This is a genomic window from Chitinophaga sp., assembly GCF_019236475.1.
Classification (GTDB): Bacteria; Bacteroidota; Bacteroidia; order Chitinophagales; family Chitinophagaceae; genus Chitinophaga.
In genome coordinates this window covers 470,445-494,295 of record NZ_JAFAIX010000012.1, presented here as the reverse complement: position 1 = coordinate 494,295, position 23,851 = coordinate 470,445, and the positions used below count along the sequence as shown (strand labels likewise).

25 protein-coding genes are annotated in these 23,851 nt (G+C 43.8%); 12 read left to right on the top strand and 13 right to left on the bottom strand.

What is annotated here, in order from left to right; all coding sequences use genetic code 11:
* Positions 1–132: 132 nt before the first annotated feature.
* The 6 genes from JO154_RS18220 (at position 133) to pyrH (ending at position 4,758) form a co-directional block, all read left to right on the top strand.
* Positions 133–822 carry a zinc metallopeptidase gene (locus JO154_RS18220; protein ID WP_291948144.1) on the top strand — a complete coding sequence of 230 codons (690 nt, stop codon included), beginning with the start codon at positions 133–135 and terminating at the stop codon, positions 820–822.
* 265 nt (positions 823–1,087) lie between these two features.
* The gene (gene rplM, locus JO154_RS18215; protein ID WP_291948142.1) at positions 1,088–1,531 is read left to right on the top strand and encodes a 50S ribosomal protein L13; all 444 of its coding nucleotides are present in this window, start codon (positions 1,088–1,090) and stop codon (positions 1,529–1,531) included.
* Positions 1,532–1,544: 13 nt separating this feature from the next.
* Entirely contained in the window at positions 1,545–1,934 is a 390-nt protein-coding gene (rpsI, locus tag JO154_RS18210; protein WP_291948140.1) for a 30S ribosomal protein S9, read from the top strand.
* 83 nt (positions 1,935–2,017) lie between these two features.
* Positions 2,018–2,977: a 30S ribosomal protein S2 gene (gene rpsB / locus JO154_RS18205; protein WP_291948137.1), complete on the top strand. Its 960-nt coding sequence runs from the start codon at positions 2,018–2,020 to the stop codon at positions 2,975–2,977.
* 115 nt (positions 2,978–3,092) lie between these two features.
* Positions 3,093–3,917: a translation elongation factor Ts gene (gene tsf / locus JO154_RS18200; protein ID WP_291948135.1), complete on the top strand. Its 825-nt coding sequence runs from the start codon at positions 3,093–3,095 to the stop codon at positions 3,915–3,917.
* Between the two features lie 130 nt (positions 3,918–4,047).
* Positions 4,048–4,758 carry a UMP kinase gene (pyrH, locus tag JO154_RS18195; protein ID WP_291948133.1) on the top strand — a complete coding sequence of 237 codons (711 nt, stop codon included), beginning with the start codon at positions 4,048–4,050 and terminating at the stop codon, positions 4,756–4,758.
* Between the two features lie 72 nt (positions 4,759–4,830).
* Here the strand turns inward: pyrH and JO154_RS18190 are convergent, their stop codons facing one another.
* Positions 4,831–5,961 carry a DUF3298 and DUF4163 domain-containing protein gene (locus JO154_RS18190; protein WP_291948131.1) on the bottom strand — a complete coding sequence of 377 codons (1,131 nt, stop codon included), beginning with the start codon at positions 5,959–5,961 and terminating at the stop codon, positions 4,831–4,833.
* A gap of 98 nt (positions 5,962–6,059) precedes the next feature.
* On the opposite strand from JO154_RS18190, the gene pdxH reads away from it, so the two are divergent.
* Entirely contained in the window at positions 6,060–6,707 is a 648-nt protein-coding gene (pdxH, locus tag JO154_RS18185; RefSeq protein ID WP_291948128.1) for a pyridoxamine 5'-phosphate oxidase, read from the top strand.
* A gap of 78 nt (positions 6,708–6,785) precedes the next feature.
* Here the strand turns inward: pdxH and JO154_RS18180 are convergent, their stop codons facing one another.
* From JO154_RS18180 to JO154_RS18155, 6 genes are all read right to left on the bottom strand, one after another.
* Positions 6,786–6,899, bottom strand: a complete 114-nt coding sequence (locus JO154_RS18180) for a 30S ribosomal protein THX (RefSeq protein ID WP_291948126.1) — start codon at positions 6,897–6,899, stop codon at positions 6,786–6,788.
* A 146-nt stretch (positions 6,900–7,045) separates the two neighbouring features.
* Positions 7,046–7,315 carry an HU family DNA-binding protein gene (locus tag JO154_RS18175; RefSeq protein WP_111591270.1) on the bottom strand — a complete coding sequence of 90 codons (270 nt, stop codon included), beginning with the start codon at positions 7,313–7,315 and terminating at the stop codon, positions 7,046–7,048.
* A gap of 316 nt (positions 7,316–7,631) precedes the next feature.
* A complete protein-coding gene (locus tag JO154_RS18170) occupies positions 7,632–7,934 on the bottom strand; it encodes a DUF4286 family protein (protein ID WP_291948122.1) in 303 nt (100 codons plus the stop codon).
* A 35-nt stretch (positions 7,935–7,969) separates the two neighbouring features.
* Positions 7,970–8,734, bottom strand: coding sequence for an exodeoxyribonuclease III (locus JO154_RS18165; protein WP_291948120.1), 765 nt, complete (start codon positions 8,732–8,734; stop codon positions 7,970–7,972).
* 15 nt (positions 8,735–8,749) lie between these two features.
* Positions 8,750–11,521, bottom strand: coding sequence for a methionine synthase (gene metH, locus JO154_RS18160; RefSeq protein ID WP_291948118.1), 2,772 nt, complete (start codon positions 11,519–11,521; stop codon positions 8,750–8,752).
* Between the two features lie 32 nt (positions 11,522–11,553).
* On the bottom strand, positions 11,554–12,570 hold the full coding sequence (locus JO154_RS18155; RefSeq protein WP_291948117.1) for a homocysteine S-methyltransferase family protein: 1,017 nt from the start codon (positions 12,568–12,570) through the stop codon (positions 11,554–11,556).
* Between the two features lie 392 nt (positions 12,571–12,962).
* Here JO154_RS18155 and JO154_RS18150 point away from each other — a divergent pair, with 392 nt between their 5' ends.
* Positions 12,963–13,175, top strand: coding sequence for a hypothetical protein (locus JO154_RS18150; protein ID WP_291948114.1), 213 nt, complete (start codon positions 12,963–12,965; stop codon positions 13,173–13,175).
* A gap of 108 nt (positions 13,176–13,283) precedes the next feature.
* On the opposite strand, the gene recR is transcribed toward JO154_RS18150, so the two are convergent.
* The 3 genes from recR to JO154_RS18135 are packed head-to-tail and all read right to left on the bottom strand — an operon-like array spanning position 13,284 to position 18,617.
* A complete protein-coding gene (gene recR / locus JO154_RS18145) occupies positions 13,284–13,904 on the bottom strand; it encodes a recombination mediator RecR (RefSeq protein WP_291948112.1) in 621 nt (206 codons plus the stop codon).
* Between the two features lie 27 nt (positions 13,905–13,931).
* Positions 13,932–15,407, bottom strand: a complete 1,476-nt coding sequence (locus JO154_RS18140; protein WP_291948110.1) for an Ig-like domain-containing protein — start codon at positions 15,405–15,407, stop codon at positions 13,932–13,934.
* A 48-nt stretch (positions 15,408–15,455) separates the two neighbouring features.
* Positions 15,456–18,617: an ATP-dependent DNA helicase gene (locus JO154_RS18135; protein ID WP_291948109.1), complete on the bottom strand. Its 3,162-nt coding sequence runs from the start codon at positions 18,615–18,617 to the stop codon at positions 15,456–15,458.
* 93 nt (positions 18,618–18,710) lie between these two features.
* On the opposite strand from JO154_RS18135, the gene JO154_RS18130 reads away from it, so the two are divergent.
* Entirely contained in the window at positions 18,711–19,184 is a 474-nt protein-coding gene (locus JO154_RS18130; protein ID WP_291948108.1) for an SRPBCC family protein, read from the top strand.
* 1 nt (position 19,185) lies between these two features.
* Here JO154_RS18130 and JO154_RS18125 read toward each other — a convergent pair whose 3' ends face one another.
* The 3 genes from JO154_RS18125 to JO154_RS18115 form a co-directional block, all read right to left on the bottom strand.
* A complete protein-coding gene (locus JO154_RS18125; protein WP_291948107.1) occupies positions 19,186–19,713 on the bottom strand; it encodes a hypothetical protein in 528 nt (175 codons plus the stop codon).
* A gap of 17 nt (positions 19,714–19,730) precedes the next feature.
* Positions 19,731–20,747, bottom strand: a complete 1,017-nt coding sequence (locus tag JO154_RS18120; RefSeq protein ID WP_291948104.1) for a lipid A deacylase LpxR family protein — start codon at positions 20,745–20,747, stop codon at positions 19,731–19,733.
* A 69-nt stretch (positions 20,748–20,816) separates the two neighbouring features.
* A complete protein-coding gene (locus JO154_RS18115; RefSeq protein WP_291948102.1) occupies positions 20,817–22,088 on the bottom strand; it encodes an acetyl-CoA hydrolase/transferase C-terminal domain-containing protein in 1,272 nt (423 codons plus the stop codon).
* Positions 22,089–22,231: 143 nt separating this feature from the next.
* Between JO154_RS18115 and JO154_RS18110 the strand changes: the two genes are divergently transcribed.
* The 3 genes from JO154_RS18110 to JO154_RS18100 all read left to right on the top strand — a co-directional run bounded on the left by JO154_RS18110 (position 22,232) and on the right by JO154_RS18100 (position 23,847).
* Complete coding sequence (locus JO154_RS18110) at positions 22,232–22,732, top strand: GNAT family N-acetyltransferase (RefSeq protein WP_291948100.1); 501 nt, start codon at positions 22,232–22,234, stop codon at positions 22,730–22,732.
* Between the two features lie 111 nt (positions 22,733–22,843).
* Complete coding sequence (locus JO154_RS18105; protein ID WP_291948098.1) at positions 22,844–23,356, top strand: sigma factor-like helix-turn-helix DNA-binding protein; 513 nt, start codon at positions 22,844–22,846, stop codon at positions 23,354–23,356.
* Positions 23,347–23,847, top strand: a complete 501-nt coding sequence (locus tag JO154_RS18100; RefSeq protein ID WP_291948096.1) for a hypothetical protein — start codon at positions 23,347–23,349, stop codon at positions 23,845–23,847. Before JO154_RS18105 ends, JO154_RS18100 begins: the two co-directional genes overlap by 10 nt.
* Positions 23,848–23,851 lie beyond the last annotated feature (4 nt).

Sequence of the window (23,851 nt, the reverse complement as noted above, 5' to 3'; positions counted from 1 at the left end):
TTTTATGGATGAACGGAAAGGCAGAAGGATGAGGAAGGTATGACAGGGAGATGCTAAATAATCCTTAAATTGGATAGCGTGGAAAGGTTTTTGACCCGTGTTAGCCTGTAATATTCTGTAAAAAATTTGCATATGACACCAGGAATTTTGTTTGTTTCATTGATTTTTGTGGGGATCAGTATGCTGGTTGGCTATATTTTAAAGAGCCGTTTCAAAGAGTATAGTGAGATACCCACCTCCTCCGGCATGACCGGGCGGGAAATAGCTGAGAAGATGTTGAGGGACAATCAGATATATGATGTTCAGGTAAGATCCGTAGATGGATTTTTATCGGATCACTATAATCCGGCTGATAAGACGGTTAATCTGAGTCCGGATGTATATAATGGGGCCAATGTGGCTGCTGCGGCAGTAGCGTCCCATGAATGTGGGCATGCTGTGCAGCATGCGGCACATTATCCTTGGTTAGGGATGAGGTCTAGGCTGGTACCAATCGTACAGGTAAGTGCCAATTTGGTGAATTGGGTATTGCTGATAGGTATTATGATGGTGAACCGGTTTCCGCAGTTATTATTAGTAGGTATTGTATTATTTGCGGTAACAACCGTGTTTTCCGTGGTGACATTACCGGTAGAATTTGACGCATCTCGGAGGGCTTTGGCTTGGCTGGATAATAGCAAAGTAATGGCGAAAGGCGAGCATGATAAGGCTAAAAATGCCCTTTGGTGGGCAGCTATGACTTATGTAGTAGCCGCTTTAGCTTCGATTGCCACCTTATTCCAGTACCTGATGATTTTCTTAGGAGCCCGGAACAGGAATTAAAGAAAGATATTATATAACCAGGAGCCGGTCCGGTTGAGGCCGGCTTTTTTGTGTCGATATATTATTGAAAAACAAGTTATCAACTGTGATTTTAGGGGCTGTTAATAACTTTTAGACAAATTCTTTATTGAGCATCAATTAGTTGCAAAGGTACCATGCAAAAAAGTGGTAGAAATGTATGGTAATTAGAAATGGGGAATGTACCTTTGCACTCCCTCATTATGGGGGAATTGTTTACAAGACGTAATCTTTATCGTATACAACAATGAACACATTAAGTTTTAAAACAAAATCGGCTAACGACGCTTACGTAAAGCGTGACTGGTACATTGTAGATGCTACCAATCTGACACTTGGCAGGGTTGCTGCTAAAATGGCCGCTATTTTAAGAGGTAAGAATAAACCTTACTATACTCCTCATACTGATTGCGGTGACAACATCATCGTTATCAATGCAGAAAAAATTGTGCTGACTGGTAACAAAATGGATGAGAAAGAATACATCCATTACACTGGTTTTCCAGGTGGTCAGAGAATTGAACTGGCAAAGGACCTGATTCGTCGTCGTCCTGAGGTTATGATTGAGAAAGCTGTAAAAGGTATGCTGCCTAAAAATCGCCTGGGTCGCAAAATGTACAAAAAACTGTTTGTATATGCTGGCGCTGAACATCCTCACGCAGCTCAGAAACCACAACCTTTAACTTTCTAATTTTCTCTGATACATGGAAAAGCAAAAAAATACAATAGGTCGTCGTAAGGAAGCGGTTGCCCGTGTTTATATCAACAAAGGTACCGGTAACATTACTGTAAACGACAAAGATTATAAAAACTACTTTTCTCTGATCTACCTGCAAAATCAGGTGGAACTGCCTTTAAAAACCATCGAAGCGGTTGATAAATTCGATCTGAAAGTGAATGCACAGGGTGGTGGTATCAAAGGTCAGGCAGAAGCTATTAAACTGGGTATCGCTCGCGCACTGTGCGAAGTGAATCCAGAGTTCCGTCCTGCACTGAAAGCGGCTGGTCTGCTGAAACGTGATCCAAGAGCAGTAGAACGTAAGAAACCAGGTAAAGCGAAAGCAAGAAGAAGCTTCCAGTTCTCTAAACGCTAATATTTTTGAGCTGTTGGCGGATACGTATCATTCTTTCCGCCGACAGTTATATTATTTGATCCTTTTAATTGAGCAATATAAACATGGAAAATAATACCTCATTGCAGCAGCAGTTACTGGAGGCAGGCGTTCACTTCGGACACCTGAAGAAAAAATGGAATCCGAAAATGCTGCCTTATATTTTCGCAGAAAAGAAAGGTATTCATATCATTGATCTGAACAAAACCGTAGAAGGTTTACAGGAAGCAGCATCTGCCCTGAAATCTATCGCAAAAAGCGGTAAAAAGATCATGTTCGTTGCAACTAAAAAGCAAGCGAAAGAAATCGTAGCAGATGCTGCGCGTAACATCAACATGCCTTTCGTAACTGAAAGATGGTTAGGTGGTATGCTCACTAACTTCGCTACTATCCGTAAGAGTGTGAAGAAAATGCAGAGCATCGAAAAAATGCTGGCTGACGGAACTTTCGACAACATCACTAAAAAAGAACGTCTGACTTTAAGCCGTGATAAAGAGAAAATGGAGAAAGTGCTGGGTGGTATCGCTCAACTGGCACGCGTTCCAGCTGCTCTGTTCCTGGTAGATATCTCCCACGAACACATCGCTCTGGCTGAAGCAAAACGTCTGGGTATCGTTACCTTCGGTATGGTGGATACTAACTCCGATCCTACCAAAGTTGACTTCGCAATCCCTGCGAACGACGATGCTACCAAATCAATTGCTATCATCACTAGCTATATCTGCGCAGCTATCGCAGAAGGTCTGTCTGAAAGAGCTAACGAAAAAACTGAAGAAGTAGAAGAGGAAGAAGAAGCAGACGATAAAGCACGTAAATTCGAGGTTGAAGGCGGTGAAGAGAAAGGTGAAAGAGGTCGCAGACCAGGTGGCGGCGGTGGCCGTGGCCAAGGTGGCGGACAAAACCGTGGCGGTGGCCAGGGTGGTCAAAACCGTGGTGGTGGCCAGAACCGTGGCGGTGGTCAAGGCGGTCAACGTCGTCCTTCCAACGCTGGTGGCGGTCAACGCAAACCAGGTGGTGCAAGATAATAACTACTGATACAAATTACGAATTGCGTGCTTGCCGGACTATTCCTGCAAAAACGTAATTCGTAATTTGAGTTTAATAACAGCTCAATTTTAAAACTTAAACTTAATATAACTCATGGCAACAATTACAGCTGCTGATGTTAACAAACTGCGTCAGCAAACTGGTGCTGGTATGATGGATTGCAGAAAAGCACTGGTAGAAAGTGAAGGTGATTTCGAAAAAGCAGTAGACTACCTGCGTAAAAAAGGCCAGAAAGTAGCTGCGCTGCGTTCCGACCGCGAAACCAAAGAAGGTGTTATCATCGCAAAAACTTCTGCTGATGGTAAATCCGGTGTGATCGTAGGTCTGGGTTGTGAAACTGACTTCGTTGCTAAAAACGAAGACTTCGTAAAATTTGCTCAGTCTATCGTTGACCTGGCACTCGCTAACGGTATCACAACTGTAGATGCCCTGAACGCTGCTCAGCTCGATGGCGCTACCGTTGCTGATAAAGTGAACGACCAAGTTGCGAAAATCGGTGAGAAAATCACCCTGAACAAATTCGAATTCGTTACTGGCGGCGGCGTTACTGCTTACATCCACGGTAACTACCGTATGGGCGTACTGGTTGCTTTCAGCAAACCAGTGTCTGAAGAAGTAGGTAAAGACATTGCTATGCAAATCGCTGCAATGAACCCTATCGCTGTTGATCCAGAAAGCGTTCCTGCTGACCTGATCGCTCGCGAAAAAGATATCGCTGTTGAACAGGTGAAAGCTGAAGGCAAACCTGCTGAAATGGCTGAAAAAATCGCTGCAGGTAAAGTGAACAAATTCTTTAAAGAAAGCACCCTGGTTCAACAGGCTTTCGTTAAGGATAATAACAAATCTGTTGCTGATTACCTGAAATCCGTAGATGCTGATCTGAAAGTGACCGGCTTTAAGCGTATCGCTTTAGGTTAATCTAATCATATTATAAAAAAGGAGAGAACGAAAATTTCTCTCCTTTTTTTTGCATATAGGTTTTCAACACCAGCGTTTTTTCGGAAATTAGTCTGGTTAAAATCACAATCTTACAATATCTTATAGCGTCATGTTGCCAAAGTACAAGCGAATTTTGCTCAAACTGAGCGGTGAGGCCCTCATGGGTGAAGGAAATTATGGAATTGATCCGAAAGTGATTACTCAATATGCCTATGACATCAAAGCTGTTACCGACCTTGGCGTCCAGGTAGCTATCGTTATAGGTGGAGGTAATATCTACCGCGGTATGAATGAAGCCGAAACCGGTATTGAAAGAGCACAGGGTGACTATATGGGCATGCTGGCTACTGTGATCAATGGAATGGCCATGCAAAGCGGCCTGGAAAGAATTGGCCTCTACACCCGCTTGCAATCTGCCATCAAAATGGAACAAATCGCAGAACCTTATATCCGCCGCCGCGCTATCCGCCACGTGGAAAAAGGTCGCGTAGTAATCTTCGGGGCCGGAACAGGCAACCCTTACTTTACAACTGATACCGCCGCTTCCCTGCGCGCTATCGAAATCCAAGCGGACGTTATCCTCAAAGGTACCCGCGTGGACGGTATCTACACCGCAGATCCTGAAAAAGATAAAACTGCCACCAGATACGAAACCATCACCTTCTCAGAAGTTTATCAGAAAAGCCTGAACGTAATGGATATGACTGCGTTTACCCTCTGCCAAGAGAATAAACTGCCTATCATCGTTTTCGACATGAACAAACCAGGAAACCTCCTGAATGTTATCATGGGCAAAAACGTAGGTACCCTCGTTCACTAATTTCTTCCCAGATATTTTAAAAAATAAAGGTCGCCAGGAATCCTGGCGACCTTTATTTTTTAAATGTGCAACTTATTGCTTCACCCAACTCTTTATCTCACTAAACGGAATATACAACGTTATCTGCCCTAACGCATAAGGCCCAATCTCATAAGGAACATAACTGAATGCTACTCCCTTGCCCGTTAGTATGAAATTATCATTGGGCGTAATAGCCGGTGTTAATAAACTCTCCCGGATGGATTCATCATTGTCGATGCGATATTTGGCCCTGAAAGCCTTTTCCAGTAAAGGCACAAAGGCTTCTTTAAAACCTGGTTTAAACACATCGGAAGGCTTTAATACTTTCTTCTTTGATAAATCCATGGTGATATAAGTAGCTCCCCAATTACCATGTGCTCCACCTGTATAATCATACTTTACTTTCTCTACTACCAGTAAAGGCCATTGGTTGTATACCACTCTCATCTCCGTTTCATTGGTCCAGTTCCAGGAGGCCATAGATGAGGAGTCATTTAGCTCGCTACTATCTGCTGAGCTTGCTATTGATTTGTAATTGACCATGAAAGAATCAATCGTTTTGCGCAGATATTGCTGTGGATCTTGTATAGTGCTTCCTGTTATCTGTTGTTCAACGAAAGCGGCTATATCAGCGGTAACTACCGGTTTGGGCCAGATGGTACCAGCGGTGCTCATACCCAATGGGGATTTAGGATTGCCAGGAATGAGGTTCACGGAATCTGTTGCATAAAATACCGCAAAAGGAAGGGCATCTTTCATATCGGTATGCAGATCGAATTTATAAGAGGTGCCGTTGCCATGCCAGTGACCATTGAAATGTCCAGTGCTATCCAGTGAGCCACTAAAAAATCGCTCATTTTGCGGATCGATACTTTCCTCATAAAGTTTTACGATGCCAGCATCACCATTTCCCCAAATGGTGATGGGTTGCCCGCTCGTATCATAGCAATAATAACCGCGATAAACACTTGGAGTGGTTTTCAGCAACTGCATAGTGATGGGCTTATTATCCATGGTTCCTTTCAACCGGGTATAGAAATAAGGGGTATTGATAAGGTCCAAGGTAGCAATAGCACTGTCTTGTTCCTGGCTGTTGTTATTGTCATGACTGTTGCTGCCTTTGGGTTTACAAGCTGCCCAGCAGATCAGCGCCAACATTAAAAATAAGGATACTCGCTTCATAGTATGATTTATATCAGGTCGCCAAAATTACTAATATCCTTGCATACCTTTGCTGGGTAGCTGCACCGTTAGCACATGAACCCTTAAAGTGTTAAACCATGTTGAATCAAAAAATAGCTGATCTCCGTAAGGATTATATCATGGCTTCCCTGGATGAAAAAGATGTCGACCAGGATCCTATACAACAATTCGGTCGATGGTGGAATGATGCCACTACCGGTGAAGTGGAAGAGGCCAATGCCATGACACTGGCTACCAGTACGCCAGAGGGACATCCTTCTGCAAGAATCGTATTGTTGAAAAGTTTTGATCAGGATGGCTTCCTGTTTTTCACCAACTACGAAAGCCAGAAAGGACAAGAGCTGGCACAGAACCCCAATGTTTGCTTGTTGTTTTTCTGGAGAGAACTAGAGCGCCAAGTTCGTATAGTGGGTACTGTTAGTAAAGCGTCTGCGACTGTCAGTGATGAATATTATAACAGTCGCCCTATAGGTTCGCGCATCGGGGCTATTGCCTCGCCGCAAAGTAAGGTGATTGCAGACCGTTCTGTGTTGCAGCAGGAGGTAGACAAGCTTACGGATCAATATGCGCATAAATCGCCTGAAAGACCTGCTTATTGGGGTGGATACCAAGTGAAGCCAACTGCCATAGAATTTTGGCAGGGGAGAAGTAGTCGGTTACATGATCGTATCCGATATACATTACAGGGAGATGGTAGCTGGAAGATAGAGCGACTCGCGCCCTGATGCAGGGGTTAAAAATACGAAAGGCGCAAATGATCTGTAACAGATACTTTGCGCCTTTATAATTTGTATGCGAGAAAACTAAGCTTTCTTTTCTGCTTTAGCAGCAGTTTTTTTAGTTCTTGCTGGTCTGGCTTTACCAAAAGATTTGTTGGAAATTTTACCTCTTTTGGTTTTTACATCTCCTCTACCCATAATGAATAAATTGTAGTTTTATAAATGATGTTGATAACAGCCGCAAATTAATTCAATTCGCTGAAATTCTATACTGCCGGCGGTTTGATATAAAAAAAAAGCAAGAAACATAATTGTTCCTTGCTTGAATAAGTTGTGCTAACTGATTAGAGCTTGTCAGACAGAGCTTTACCAGCTTTGAATTTAGCAACTTTCTTAGCCTTGATCTTGATGATCTGACCGGTTTGTGGGTTTCTACCGTTACGTGCAGCACGTTTAGATACGGAGAAAGTACCGAAACCAACCAAAGTTACTTTACCACCTTTTTTCAGGGTATCAGCAACAGCTTTGGTGAAAGAATCCAGAGCGTCGTTAGCTTGGGTTTTGGTAATGCCAGCATCTTTGGCGAGTTTGTCGATTAATTCGGCTTTGTTCATAGTTAGTAAGATTTAACTAGTGAAAAAATGTTTGATGTGAGCAAATATAGCGCGTTTTATCAGATTACCAAATTTTTTGCAACTTTTTTATACAAATTTTTATCGGCTGAAAAACGCTACTGGTAACGGTTACAGCAGATTACCCCCTTTAACGCTAAAGATGACTTTAGAGCGTTAAATGTGTAAAACACTGTGCAGTAGCTAGTTTGACTCACTTTTTAGCATTGTTCAGCAAGTTTTCCAACTATTGTACCAAACTCCCGAGCCCCTGAAAACAGTGGATTTCCTGTGGATAAGTTTACAATTTCATGGCTTATCAGATGGCCTGCATGACCGTTCCAAACGCGATAAATTGGTCTCCAAACATCTCATAACCACGTTGGCGCATGGTCCCTGAATGCTCTGCCATGAAGGTATTGTAGTTCTCCATGCTATCCGTGAAGTACTGAATAGCATAGGTAGGCCCTTCGGAATCATCCTGCTCTAATAGCCGACACATGCGGTAATCATGGAACAAACCCGTTTCCATCATGGCCGGAATTTGCACCTCACGCATCCAATGCATCCATTGTGGATGTATGCCTGTGGCGACTTTTATCGTAATGTTATATATAATCATGTAGTGCTCAAAAATGATAATTGCTGTACTCCGGATTAATCAGCCAGTTCCAGGTATACTGGGCAATGGTCTGAATGCTTTACCTGTTGGTAAATGGCGGCATGTTTCAGCTTTTCCATCAGAGGGGCGGTGACGTTAATATAGTCAATACGCCAACCCTTATTATTGTTCCTGGCATTAGCACGGAAGCTCCACCAGCTATACTGGTGAGGATCCGGGTTGAAATGACGAAATGTATCTACAAAACCACTGGCAAAAAGTTTATCCATCCAGGCTCTTTCTTCTGGAAGAAAGCCTGAAGAATTCTTATTGCTGACAGGATCATGGATATCTATCGGCTTGTGAACAATGTTATAATCGCCGCAAACGACCAGGTTAGGGCGGGTTTTACGCAGTTCTGTGAGATAAGCAAAGAATTCATCCAGCCACTGATATTTGTAAGCCTGTCTTTCCTCTCCGCTACTGCCGGAGGGGATGTAGGTATTAATCAGCGTCAAATCGCCAAAATCCAGCCTTATAAAGCGGCCTTCTGCATCACTCTGAGGGATGCCGTTGCCATATTGTACGTTATCCGGTTTTACGCGGGTTAATACGGCTACGCCACTGTAACCTTTTTTCTGGGCCGGAAACCAGTAATGTTCAAAGCCCAGCTTATCAAATTGCTGGAAATCGACATTGTCCTTATTGGCCTTTATCTCTTGTAAACAGATAATATCGGCAGGATTTTCTGCCAACCATTCTGTAAAACCTTTAGTCATGGCTGATCTCAGCCCATTCACATTATAGGATACAATTCGCATGATGCAGTAGCTCTTTTACATATCATATTCCAGGTTAGGACGCAGCCATTTTTCGGCTTCTTCAATGGTCCAGCCTTTACGCGCAGCGTAGTCGGCTACCTGGTCTTTTTCAATTTTTCCCAGTCCAAAATATTTGGATGAAGGATTGGCAAAATACCAGCCACTAACACTGGAAGCTGGATACATCGCCAGGGATTCTGTCAGTGTAATACCGGTATTGTTGGTGGCATCCAGCAAATCAAACAGCTTGTATTTTTCAGTATGTTCCGGACAAGCAGGATAGCCTGGCGCCGGACGAATACCCAAATATTCTTCTTTGATAAGCTGGTCGTTGGAGAGATGCTCTTCGCTCGCATAGCCCCAGAACTCTTTACGCACCCGTTCGTGCATCAGTTCTGTGAAGGCCTCCGCTAGCCTGTCGGCCAGCGCTTTCAGCATAATGCTGCTATAATCGTCATGCTCTGCCTTGAATTTATCCAGCCATTTTTCTATGCCAATACCCGCTGTTACCGCAAACCCACCGATGTAATCCTGTTTGCCAGTGGCAGCAGGGGCGATGAAGTCGGCCAGAGAAAGATTTGGCTGTCCTGGCGCCTTCTTGATTTGCTGACGCAAAAACTCCAGGTTTACCGGTTGAATATTGGTTTGATCTGGCGTTACCCGGATCGTATCGGCAGCGATGTTATTCGCAGGATAGAGGCCTATTACAGCGTTGGCAGAAAGCCATTTCTCTTCTACAATTCTCTTCAGCATGATCTGTGCATCATTGTAAAGATTAGTAGCTTGCTCACCGACTACTTCGTCTGTCAGAATTTGCGGGAATTTACCATGTAGTTCCCAAGAGATGAAGAATGGCTGCCAGTCAATGTATTTGGCTATCTCCCCTAAATCATAATTCTCAAATTTACGGTTACCGGTGAATGTTGGTTTAACAGGATTAAACTCATTCCAGTCGATTTCCGTTTTATTCTTTTGTGCTTCCGCAATAGTGAGGTATTGTTTTACTGGTCTTTTATTGCGGAAAGACTCATTCAGTTTGTTGTATTCTGTGTGTAAATCGTTGAGGAAGTTCTTCTTCAGGGCTTTGTTGAGCAGGTTACCGGTAACGGTTACACTCCTCGAGGCATCCAGTACATGTACTACGCCATGCTCATACTCCGGCGCAATCTTCACAGCAGTATGGGTACGAGAGGTAGTAGCGCCACCAATGATCAAAGGCACTTCAAAATGTTGCCTTTTCATTTCACGGGCCACATGTACCATTTCATCCAGACTAGGCGTAATCAGGCCACTCAGCCCGATAATATCCACCTTTTCCGCTTTGGCGGTCTGCAGGATTTTATCTGCAGGCACCATTACGCCCATATCAATGATTTCATACCCATTACAAGCCAGTACAACGCCTACGATGTTTTTACCGATGTCGTGTACATCTCCTTTAACGGTTGCCAGGAGAATTTTACCGGCAGATTTGATTTCTCCACCATGTTCTGCCTGCATACGCAGCTTCTCTTCTTCAATGAATGGCGTCAGTACGGCTACGGATTTTTTCATCACACGGGCGCTTTTTACCACCTGGGGAAGGAACATTTTACCAGAACCGAAAAGATCACCTACTATGTTCATACCATCCATCAGCGGACCCTCAATCACCTCCAGCGGACGTGCATATTTGAGTCTTGCTTCTTCCGTATCCGCTTCGATATAATCAGTGATACCGTTCACCAGGGAGTGGCTGAGTCTCTCCTCAACAGTTCCTTGTCTCCAAGTCTCATCTTTTTCTATCACTTTACCTTTTGCCTTCACGGTTTCAGCGAATGCAATCAGGCGTTCGGTGGCATCTTCTCTGCGGTTGAGAATTGCATCCTCACACAGTTCCCGGAGTTGTGGTTCAATATCATCATAGATCTGTAAAGCACCCGCGTTTACGATACCCATGTCCATACCTGCTTTGATGGCATGGTACAGGAATACCGCATGCATGGCTTCACGCACGGCTTCATTTCCTCTGAAAGAGAAAGAAACGTTACTAACACCACCACTAACTTTCGTGAGCGGCATCAATTCTTTAATACGACGGGTGGCACTGATAAATTCCACCGCGTAGTTATTATGTTCTTCGATACCAGTAGCGATAGCGAAGATGTTTGGATCGAAAATAATGTCTTGTGGTGGGAATCCTACCTTTTCTGTCAGCACCTTATAAGCACGGTGACTGAAAGTAACCCTTTTTTCTTCTGTATCGGCTTGACCATGTTCATCAAACGCCATTACCACTACAGCCGCGCCATATGCTTTACAGATGAGCGCTTGTTCAATGAATTTTTCTTCTCCTTCCTTGAGAGAGATGGAGTTTACAATACATTTACCCTGTACGCATTTCAGACCTGCTTCGATTACACTGAATTTACTGGAATCGATCATGATCGGAATACGAGAGATATCCGGTTCAGAAGCGAGGAGATTCAGGAAAGTAGTCATGGCTTTTTCTCCATCGAGGAGGGCGTCGTCCATGTTTACGTCCAGTACCTGGGCGCCGTTTTCCACCTGTTGGCGGGCTACGGAGAGCGCTTCTTCAAAATGGCCTTCTCTGATCAGACGGGCAAATTTCTTGGAACCAGTAACGTTGGTACGTTCACCAATATTGATAAAATTAGCTTCTGGACGCACTACCAGCGGTTCCAGACCGCTTAGTCGGAGAAAAGGTCTGATAACTTTTTGTTCCTGGTTATCAGCATCAGGCGCATTCCCGGAATTGACAGTATTGTCGAAAGTTGTTACACTCATTGTTGCTGTGTCGAAATAAAGATAAAATCTGACTATGCCAGTGTGGTTACCTGTATAGGTTTCTGGCGAGGTTTAATGTTTTTCACATGTTCTGCGATATGACGGATATGATCTGGTGTAGTACCGCAACATCCACCTACGATATTTACGAAACCGGAGCTCGCAAAGTCTTCGATGATGCAAGCAGTATCTTCTGGCTGTTCATCATATTCCCCGAAAGCATTGGGCAAACCCGCATTCGGATAGCAGCTAACATAACAGCTAGCGATATTGGACAATTCTTCTACATAAGGACGCATCTGATGACCACCAAGGGCGCAGTTGAGACCAATAGAGAACGGATTGGCGTGCATCACAGAGATATAGAACGCTTCCAGGGTCTGACCACTCAGGGTACGACCGGAGGCATCTGTGATAGTACCGGAAATCATCACTGGTAATTCCGGTTTGCCAGTAGCGCGGAAAAACTTCTTAATAGCGAAGATGGCGGCTTTACAGTTTAAGGTATCGAATATAGTTTCGATCAGCAGAATGTCTACACCTCCTTCTACCAGGCCTTTTACCTGCTCTTCGTAGGCTGCTACTACCTCATCAAAGGTAACAGAGCGATATCCTGGATTGTTTACATCCGGGGAGAGCGATAAAGTTTTATTGAGCGGACCAATAGCACCTGCTACAAACCTTGGTTTATCAGGGTTTTTCGCGGTATACTCAGTAGCTGCCTTTTTAGCAATAGAGGCGGCTGCCACATTCAGCTCATAAGCCAGTTCCTGCATGTCGTAATCCGCCATAGCGATAGAGGTACAACTGAAGGAGTTGGTTTCAATGATATCAGCGCCTGCTTCCAGGTATTCCTTGTGAATGGCTTCGATAATCTGAGGCTGAGTGAGGTTGAGAAGGTCATTGTTCCCTTTAAGATCGGAGTGGTAATCTGCAAATCTGGTTCCCCTGTAATCTGCTTCTTCCAGCTTATATCTTTGGATCATGGTGCCCATTGCACCATCGATAATGAGCACGCGCTCATTGGCACAGTCTTGTAAAGATTTCATGGTTTGATAGCTGTTTATTAGTTACGGTTTCAATAACAGGGTCGAACAATAAACAAATCCACCCTGTAAATTCCTGCAAATATAACATTTTCCAGGCTATTATCCCTGTTTTTGACTAATAGGGAGGTATTCGTAAACTAGTATATCGTGTCTTCCTGATATAGATTCTATCTATTTATATAGTAAAAATTTGGATGTAGTCCATAAAGTCTACTATATTTGTAGGGTAATAACAAGACAACATGCAACGAAATGAGAAAAATATCCTGCTAAAATCGGTCATGGCTCCCCACCAGCCTGAGATGCGCAGTTACCCAGCATCCCGATGTACCTGTTGATAACTCATTAGTCATTCGATCATTATTTCTTATTACAACAAAATTTAACCAATCATGACGATATCATCGCATATCCATTTACTCCGTGAACACCTGGCAGGGTTGGGGCTTCAGCCAGTAGCGGAACTCAGTTCTGATCAACACTCGGTCTTTAAGGTTTGTTTTTTGAACAAATATGAAATGCAACGATGGAAAGAATTAAAGGAGCAAAATAAATCAGTGACCAACCATACCATATTTGAAGGGCTTGTTGACAACAATCCCTGATAAGATTTTCATAACGTGGAATTACAGGTTAAACGAAGACGGGTGCTATTCAGCACCCGTATTTTTTTATATGCAATGTTATTTTATTTGTTTGTAGGGAGACACGGATTACTTCTGCTGCACATAGCTCTCTAATGGCAGGCGATTGGAGATAGATCTCGCTAATGTCATCTCATCGGCATATTCCAACTCGCCACCAAAGGCGATTCCCCGTGCAATAGTGGTGATTTTTACGGGTAATTCTTTCAGTTTTCTAGACAAGTAGTAAATGGTAGTATCCCCTTCAATAGTAGGATTCAAGGCCATAATCACTTCTTCTATACCCTGCTGCTGTACGCGCTCTACTAAGGAATGAATATTCAACTGATCGGGACCTACGCCGTCTAGAGGGGAAATGATCCCGCCTAATACATGGTAGAGTCCGTTAAATTGCTGGGTATTCTCAATAGCCATTACATCCCGAATACTTTCTACGACACATACTACTTTCCGGTTCCGGCTATGACTGTTACAAATACTACAGGTGTCTTCGTCGGAAACATTATGACAATCTTTGCAAAACTTGATCTGCTCCCGCATTCTCGCTATCGCATCACTAAACTGCTGCACCTGGGAGGGCTCCTGCTTCAGCAGATGCAATACCAGTCGCAGTGCGGTTTTCTTCCCAATGCCCGGAAGCCTGGAGAACTCATTTACCGCGTTTTCTATAAGTGCAGATGAAAATACCATAATACAAAGGTAGGCATTCCTATATGCCTAAAATGTCAGTGTTTTAATGTTGTTCCAGCCTGCTTTCAGGTTGTATTTTTCAGGCAAAAGAATGACGCGTTCCGGCTGGCGCTTAGGTGGGGTGTAGTAGCTTCCCCGATCCCATTTACCATTGCCATTCTTATCAAGTAGTATGCGCACGCTGTATTCCCCAGGAATGATCAACTCCTGGGTCCAGGTACCATTCTTGGCTGTTCCGGAATACTTAATGGTTTTGTCTTGTACCAGCTCTACTACAAAATGCATGGTGCTATCGTCAATAGCTTGGCGGGTACTATCTGAAATCGCTAGTTTGGCCGTGAAAATGGAGTATTCTACCAGCTTTTTCGATGTAAAGTTGATAGTGTCGGCCTTGGCCATCATCTGGTTGGCGGTATCTTTTATGGCTTCTTTTGGTATGATCAGCCTGTATTTCATATTCTCCTTCCAAGGATAAATGATGCGCATTTCGGTTTTAAGACTGTCCATTTGTGTATGGAAGGCTACCTGCTCCAGGGTGGAGTCTTGCAGCAATAAAATACGGTTACTGACTATCACCTTCAATGGCACGGAGAAGTTGATCCGCATTGGTTCTGGCAGGTCTTGCTTACCGTTGTCCATTTTGGCCTGTGCTGTCAGCTTTGGTATTTTCTTCTTCTTGTTCTCTTCTCTCACTTGTTCTTCTAGTGCTACCAGGTCTAGGGAATCTAAATGTTCCGCCGGTTTCTTGATGGTACTGTCGGTTTCCATGAATAACAGCATATTCACATCGGAAATATTCTTTTCCTGGATAACAATAGGATGTTCTAAAAAGGCGATCAGCTCGGAAGGGGAACTATAGGTCAGATCCCTATCTTCTTCCTTCAAAGCGAAAATCTTATAAGATCCCGGCGCCAGATTCTTAAAGCGGAAAGAGCCATCATGCTTGCTTTTGGCGTAATACAGTGGCTTTTCTTTACTGACGATGGAGTCTTCACTATTCCCAGGATACAACATAACAGCTACACTACTATCCAGTGTACCTTGTTCTGCATTGATTATCCGACCGGAAATCTGCAAACTATCCAGGTAACTACCGGTGGATATCACATACTGGAAATCCTGTATAGGGTTACGCTCGTTGAGATCGCGTACCCCATCGGCGAAGTTGAAAGTATAAGTGGTATTAGGTTTTAGTGTATCCTTGAACGTGATAGTAACGGTATGCAGCTTGGCAGTCACTATCGGCTGACGTTTCAAAGTAGGAGATACAATCAGTTTATCATTGATGTTGTCCAGCTCCACGTATTCATCAAAGAGGAAGGATACTTTATGTCCCTCAAAGTGAAGGGTGGAATCTGCTGGTCTGGCTTGCAGCAATACAGGAGGCAACGTGTCTCTCGGACCACCACCCGGCGGTACGATGTTGGCACAGCGTGAAAAAAAGATTACTGCTACTGGTATAAATATCAGCCAGAAGACCCAGCTCCGGATTTGTTGATTCATGAATGTTAGAATATTTGGCAAACTTACGAAATGGCCGGAAAGCGGGTGCTATATTTCCGGTTCTTCTTCGAGCGTATGCAAGGAAATGTATAACTTATTGTCTTTCACAAAATTACACCAAGGGCAATCCGGTTTTCCACAGCCTGTATAGAAATCTTTCTGCTGTATTTTACTCCAAGTTTCTGCAATCTGCTGAGAAACAGTTGTCAGATCCTCCGGTGTAATCACCACTTTTTCCTTATGGTAATCTTTCTGCTTATTAGGTTCAATGAAGTCAAATTCTGTACTGACTACATTCCAGCTCTTCGGCCGGTAGTTGTCTAGCAATAATTTATAGAAAACTGCCTGACGCCAGTAATCACCGCCATCTGGGGATTTTTCATTCGGACGGTCAAACTTCCGATAGTCTTTAATAGCTTTCTCGAAATCGCCGGTTTTGTAGTCCACTACGTTGATGAAATTCCCGTCAAACTCGAGTTTATCCACTTTCCCTTTGATGGGAACACCGTTCACTACTACGTTTCGGATATTACGCTCTACACTGACGATCTTATTCCAACTGTTGACATACTTTTCGTAATAGTTGGTAAGAATCTCCAGTCCGTATTCCATCCTCCTTTCGAAAGACTCTCTGGTAAAGCATTCCCTGTTACGCAGCATGCTCCATTTGAAGTCTTTTATGAACTCCTCGCGAGGAGGGAAAGTGCTATTATTGGCCTGCATCTTCACAAACAGTTTCTCCACTGCAAAGTGAATGGCGGAACCGAATTCCGTACTCTCCGAACGACCCGTAGGTACTTTCACCAGGCTTTTGTAAAAGAAGCTGAGCGGACAGTTCAGGTAATTGTTCAGCGCCGTTACGTTCATTGTAAAGTTGCTGAGCAATCCATCTATGAAACCATGATCTACATGGGCAATTTCCGGAGATTGATGAGTATGATAATGCAATGCTTCAAACTCAAACATGACATCTTCTCCCATTTCGATTTTATCGGAAGGCAATGGGTGTTCTTCCGTAATTTCCGTAATGAACATGCTGGGTTCCAGCGGTTTACCATCCTGCCTGAATTCCGGATAACTGATAAACACATGCTTTTCCGCACGGGTGAGCGCCACGTAGAAAAGTCGGCGTAGCTCCTGTTCATCCGTGGAAGTGGCCTGTGTTTCGAAAACGGTATCCGGCATAGAGAATCCGGACTTATTCGCTTTCTTTTTCTCCCAGATATGAGAGTTGGTACCCGCCATGAATACATATTCGAATTCCAATCCTTTGGAACCATGTGCTGTAATGAGGTTGATACCTTTATCATTTCCGCTGACCTGTACCAGTTCAATCGGGATATTATTGGCTTCCATCAGATCGATGGTTTCCATCAGTTCCACGAGTGTCAGGTCTGGGTTGCGGCGTGTTTCGTCTTTTATGAAATCGAAGAGGGCTTGTAAAACCTTCATCAGCCAGCCTTTTTCATTGGAGGCCATGATGTAGGTTAGAATACCGCCTTCCCCGATGATCGTTCCGAAGAGTTGCTGTAAAGTGAGATTAAAGGCGTCTTTGATCCATTTCTCCAGTAACTGTCCCAGTTTCATGAGTTCATCATCCGGCGCTTCGGAAAAGAGAGTCAAGTTCCTGGTTTGTTGCCATTCTTGGAGGAAGGCCCGTATAGAAGCCTTTTCTCTTTCGTCATAACCTTTTTCCGCCACGCGTATACTCACTTTGGCAGCCTCGATAGGAGAGATGCCATAGAAATCATAGTGCATGATTTCAAACAGCAGGCCATCCCCGCTGTAAGGAGTATCTAGTTCCGCGGCAATGTACCGGAGTAAGTTGAGTACATTTCGCGCAAAGGGAACATTGAACAGATTGATATTGCGTTTGGAAAATACGGGCAGTCCTTTCATGCGGAAATACTCCGCCAGTTCTTCCCCGTATTTGTTCTCCCGATAAATCACTGCTATTTTCCCGGCAACAGTACCTTCTTCCAGTAACTGCGCGCAACGTAGCGTGATGTCTGCCATTTCATCCTTGGGAGTATTGTATTTGTGAATGACAGGTGGTATATGTAGATGTTTGAGAGAATCGTTACTGGAGACGAGGTTCTTGCTGAGTCCTGGGAGCTGATTCACTAGCCTGGAATTGCCGTTATTGTCGATGAGTGTCATGGCGGCATCCAGGATGTTCTGTACAGAACGATAATTTTCCGTTAGTACGATAGTACGTAGTGTTTCTGCGAATCCGCTCGCAAAAAGTTCCATATTCTCCACGTTTGCGCCCTGGAATCTGTAGATCGATTGATCGTCGTCTCCCACAACAAAAACATTCGGTAATTCTTCTCCCTTAATCAGCAATTGTATCAGCTTATTTTGGGTACCGCTGGTATCTTGGTATTCATCTACAAGAATATACTGGAATCTCTCTTTGTAGTCGGCCAGCAGGTTTTTGTTTTCTTCAAATGCACGAATCACCCAGATGATCATATCATCAAAGTCATAGCGATTTTCATCGAGCATGAGGCGCTGGAAAATCTTGAACTGATCTACAGCAGCCTGCAGACGAGCCATTTTCTCTTCTTCCAATGCAATTTTATCTGTACGGATATCTCCTTTTTTGAATTTAGGAGTAGCGCGTTTGCAGATGTATTCATCTCTTTCCGGCAAGCTCTTCACATATGCCTGGATACGTTCCGTAATGTATTCCACGTTCCAGCCTTCTCTTTTCATGGTGGAAAAGAGACTGGCCAAGTTCCTCATATCGAAGTATACATCCCCCCGATAGCGCTTCAACGGGTTGTCTTTAGAAAACCCATCAATCAGCCTTTTCAGCAACTGGATTTTTTCCAGGTCGGAAATAGGATCAAGAACTGTTTTATCGAATAGACCCAGGTTATCCTGGATAACTTCGTTACAAAAAGAGTGGAAAGTGTGAATGTTTACTCTATAAGCATCCGGCCCGATGAAATCTATCAGGCGTTTACGCATGGCAACGGTACCAGCATCTGTATAAGTCAGACAGAGAATATTTTGGGGCATGAAATCCGAATCCCGTAATATCTTCCCGATACGTGAAGCCAATATCTGGGTCTTACCGGTACCTGGACCGGCAATCACCATTACTGGACCTTCCGTATTATCTACTGCTTCTCGCTGGCGACTATTTAATTTTTCGTAAACTTCCTCGAAGCGTTCATGATATTGATTTGGGTCGCGGGTCATGCATTCCTTTTTAATTCCAATGTGCAAAAATACATTAACTTGTACGTACTTGCTATGTTTTCCAACCCGTTGTGATTTTAATGTTGATAAGTTATGGCACGTATATACACACTTTCCCGTACACAAGTCATTCCTGCTTCTCCGGAGGCCGTGTGGGCTTACTTTTCCTCGCCTGAACATCTGGCGGAAATAACGCCTGGATATATGCGTTTCCGTGTTACCTCCAAGCCTTTTCAAGGGGACATATATCCGGGTCAGATCATCACATATAAAATTAGCCCCATATTGGGCATACCATTGAACTGGATGACAGAGATTACCCATGTCAAAGAGCACCGGTATTTTGTAGATGAGCAACGGGAAGGCCCCTACAAAATATGGCATCATCAGCATCACTTTGAAAAGGTGCCCAATGGTGTGTTGATGCATGACCTGGTGCACTACCAGATGCCATTAGGCATATTAGGCAGTTTTGCACATGGCCTTTCTGTGAAACAACAGTTGAATGATTTGTTTACCTACAGGGCAGGACAAATAGAGGCTAAATTTAGTGAGATGGTAAAATAGTCTATTCCTTCTCGTGTACTTTCATCGCAAGATGATTGCCAATATACAGTTTGATTTCCATCGGGCCGCTTTTCGGAAAACTCCCTAGCCACAGCGGAACAATAGTAGAAGAGGATGGCGCTGGATTGCCAGCGGCGCTGAAATGGAGTTCTGCATTATTCGTATTCGTGTTGAGTGTAGCAGATAGTAGCGAGATTTGGGTATTGTATGAAGTGGCAGGCATGGTTACGGCAACAACTACATTGGTGCCTAGATCCGGCGCAATAATCGTATTGTTCATCGTTTTGGCATAACCGAACAGGCTATCGAATGTTTGTTGGTTATCGATTACCCAGAAAGTAAGACTGTCCTTCACTTGTATAGTATTCTTCACAAAATATCCCGACAGCGGCGTTACATCCAGTTGAGAAATAGCTTCAGGGATAGTGGCTAATGTACTATCTATGTCTTCCGTATGGTGCTGCGGGTTATTCTGACAGCCAGCAAGGAGGAATAGTAAGCAGGAAATAGCAACAGTGAACTTCAGCATATTCGAAATTTTATGGTTTACGGATGTGGTGAAGGCGGTGGTTTTTTTGACAAAGAAATCAGTATAGTGAAATTGCCCACACTATGATTTCCGGTACCACTCATCCAGGCAGTGGCACTTTGCTGAGTATACACGAAGGAACATCGGTTTATTTTAAATCCCACACCATAATCCAGCCCTAATACGAATGGGTTCAGGTGAGTGGTTCGTTCGGCTGAATTATAATTGAAGTTTTCATCCTTTCCACTGAAAAGTCCCCCTTGCAACAGTGCATTATAGAATTGAATGGTTAGTACCGGCGCGGCAAAAGCATATACCTGGAATTTATGCTTGGTGGCCTTGCTCAAGTCCCGGTCGCCAAACCAAGGGTTAAACAATCCTGCCCTTAAAATAGTTTTGGCGCCTACAGCATCTATCATGGTACCAGCTTGTGCAGAGGTGGACCCTACTATTTCCAAGTAATCAACTGGATGCCAAAGCATACGTTCAAAGGTGAAATTGAAATTCAACACAGGCGCATTGGGTACCTGGTTAGACCAGCCCTGGGGTGGCTGATCTCCAATGAGGTGATGGACAAAGGTTTGGCTTCGTTCTCCTAATGCCCAGGGGCCCATTACCCCTATTAATATTTCTGAATGTAGACTATACTTTTTCTCGGAATTGTAAGAGGTTAGGCCGTGGCGGGCGAATAAAGCGGCGGAATAGTAGAAATCATCTGGAATATATGCGGAGTCATGCAGGTCATTGGGAGTCATCATCATCTGCATGACCCCCCATTCCCATACATTTATTGCATCTGGCCCCGCTTTTGGCATCAGCCATTTGTCGATAAATTTGTCCCTTTTCCTCTTCATATAGAGGTAGCCAATGCTCGTTCCATTGGTATAGGCGCGATCAGTTCCTCTTCCCCAAACGTTGAAATAATCATCGTCTTCGTAAAGTTTAAGAAGGCTGGTTGCGTTTTGGGTTACCTGGGCATATGCTGAGGGGATAATGATCAGCATAGTGGCCAAACAGATTAGCCAAATTCTCATTTACTTAAAGTTGACGTCTCTATCAAAGCTATAACCCGCTACCACCTTCCATTGTTGCTATAGAAAACGTTAAAAAACCTTAAAGATTTCAAAGGCATCCCTGGACAATTGTTCTCTATGATCTGGGTGAGCAATATTGATCAATTCATGGGCTCTCTGCTTCAGGTTTTTTCCTTGCAGATAGGCGATACCGTATTCTGTTACCACATAGTGTACATGCGCTCTGGTGGTCACTACGCTGGCGCCAGGCTGGAGCCTGGACACAATACGGGAAATCCCTTTGGATGTGGTAGACGGTATGGCGATGATCGGTTTACCACCTTGAGATAAAGCAGCACCTCTCATGAAATCCATCTGGCCGCCAACACCACTGTATTGTCTGATCCCGATGGAATCCGCACATACCTGTCCGAAGATATCAATTTCGATCGCACTATTGATGGCAGTGACTTTCGGATTTTTCCGGATGTTGGTGGGATTATTGACAAATTCCACATTGAGCAATCGAACAATCAGGTTATTGTCTATGAAATCATAAAGTTTCTTGGAGCCAATAGCGAAGCTGGAAATAAGTAATCCCGGTTGGATGGCTTTGTGTCTCCCAGTAATAACACCTTTCTCCACCAGTTCAATAATCCCATCAGAGAACATTTCCGTGTGAATGCCCAAGTCTTTATGGGAGTGCAGGCATTTGAGTACCGCATTCGGAATTCCGCCAATACCCATTTGAAGGGTCGCGCCATCTTCAACAAGGGAAGCCGCATGTTGACCTATAGACAACTCAATCTCACTGGAAGGATTGATTTGTTGTTCATAAATCGGGTAATCCACTGCTACCGCTGCATTGATGCGAGATATGTGAATCACGCCATCTCCCAGTACGCGCGGCATATTCGGGTTTATTTCCGCAATGATCACAGGGGCGAGGTCTATAGCAGTTTTAGAAACATCACAGGAAACGCCCAGGGTACAATATCCGTTTTTGTCTGGGGGAGACACGGATATTAATGCCACATCAATGGGCTTTTCCATGGCACGGAAATATTTAGGGATTTCGCTGAGGAACATCGGTACATAATTGGCACGACCTTCGTTCACCGCTTTGCGAATATTTTTACCAACAAAAAAGGTGTCTACCTGGAAGGAGTTGACATGTTCTGGTTCGGCATAAGGTGCATCCCATTCGGTGTGAATACTGACAATCCGGATATCCTGAATTTCATGGCTTCTTTCCGCCATGGCTTTGACGAGGGTTTTAGGAGTAGCTGCAGCGGTATGAATAAAGACGGTATTGCCGGTAGTAATCAGTTTTACGGCATCAGCGGCAGTTAAGTAGGGCATGATTTCAAGTTTAATACAGCACGAAATTATTATGCCGTAGTCAGACAGAAAATGAGGAAAATCATATCGTATATTCGAAATGAAATGATTGTTGAAAATTGCAACAATTTGTAATTAAAAATTGTTCCCACATACTAACGTTCATGGATATATCAGGATACAGAGCAGGGCATCTCGAAGATGCCTCCGCAGTGACGGGGCTATTGTTAAGAAGTTATGATCAATACCAGCAAGAGTTGGCGCCAGAACACTGGTCAGCACTCAGCGGGCGGATTGGCGATAAGGATTATATCAATGATTTAATCCGCCAAAGCAGTTTGATCGTATATGAACAGGATGGTGTTATCAGTGGCGTAATATTCCTCGTACCTTCAGGGAACCCGACGAATATTTATCCGAATGACTGGAGTTATATACGTTTATTGGGTGTTGATCCGGCGATGCGTGGTAGTGGAGTAGGGCAGCAACTGATGGAATTGGCTATCAGTAAGGCCCGTAGCAATGGAGAAACTATTTTGGGTTTACATACTAGTACTATAATGCTAGCGGCAAGACGTATGTATGAGCGTTTGGGATTTAGTGTGGTGAAGGAGCTAGAACCTTTGCTGGGCGTGCAGTACTGGTTATACCGGATAGATTTATAGAGTTGTCCATTCTAGTTATTTATGTGAATAAATTTAGATGGGGTAGTCTGATCGAAATTGCATTGAAATGATTAATTTTAGCAACTTTAAATTTGGTACACACTACAACGCTTGCGGAGAGATCTGGCACATATAGGTGAACAAGCACTGATTGATCGGCTGATGGCTGGAGATCCTGTCGCAAAAGAGTTGCTCTATGACCGATATGCAGGAGCACTTTATGGGGTAGCAATACAGCTCGTACCTGTCAGGAGCAGGGCCGACGACGTGATCGTCCGGGTATTCACCTGGGCTGTACAACATATCGGAAGTTACCGGACATCCGGATATCAAACACTTTTCTCCTGGCTATTACGAAAAACGAGGGAATTTGCAATTAAAGAGGCCATTCCAGATAATGCACTTGGAGGTGCGGAGTTGGTCAAGAATGAAGAAGGTGTCTTAAAACGATTTTACGTATGCTTGCCCACCACAGAACAGCAGGTATTCCGATTGTGCTATTTTAAAGGATTATCCATCACAACTATAGCCCGAATGATGGGAACATCAGAAGGGCATGTAAATGAAATACTGAAAGTGGCGATGATAGCTTTCAGAAAATTCTTGTTAGACAATTGGAACTGAAAACTTACATAGAAACCGGGATCATTGAATCCTATGTCTTAGGGCTCATCTCTGACGTTGAGGCGGAAGAGTTTCAGCTCATGAGGAAGCTTTATTCAGAACTGGAAACAGAAATCGAAGTTGTTGAGCGCCGTATTGAAAGAGCGGCATTTGATGAGGCCGTTTTACCTCCAGTTCAGGTAAAAGAAAGGGTATTGCAATCATTTCGCTGGGAAGCCGGCGGCGGTGGGGCATTCGCCGGAGACGTTCCTCCAAACTATACTTTCATCAATATCCAGCCAAAGAACAATGACCATATAATGGTCCATAAATACTGGCGGATCTTCTTCATTTTCATTGTCTTATTAGCTAAAATACTCCTGTTCCTCAGCATTTTCTATTTCCTCAAATACGCCCAAATTAAAGAACAGAGGACCGGTTTTAACTTCAGACAAACATCCACGGAACAATACGCACCCAACATATCCAGTGAAAATAATTTTACCATTTGAGAAT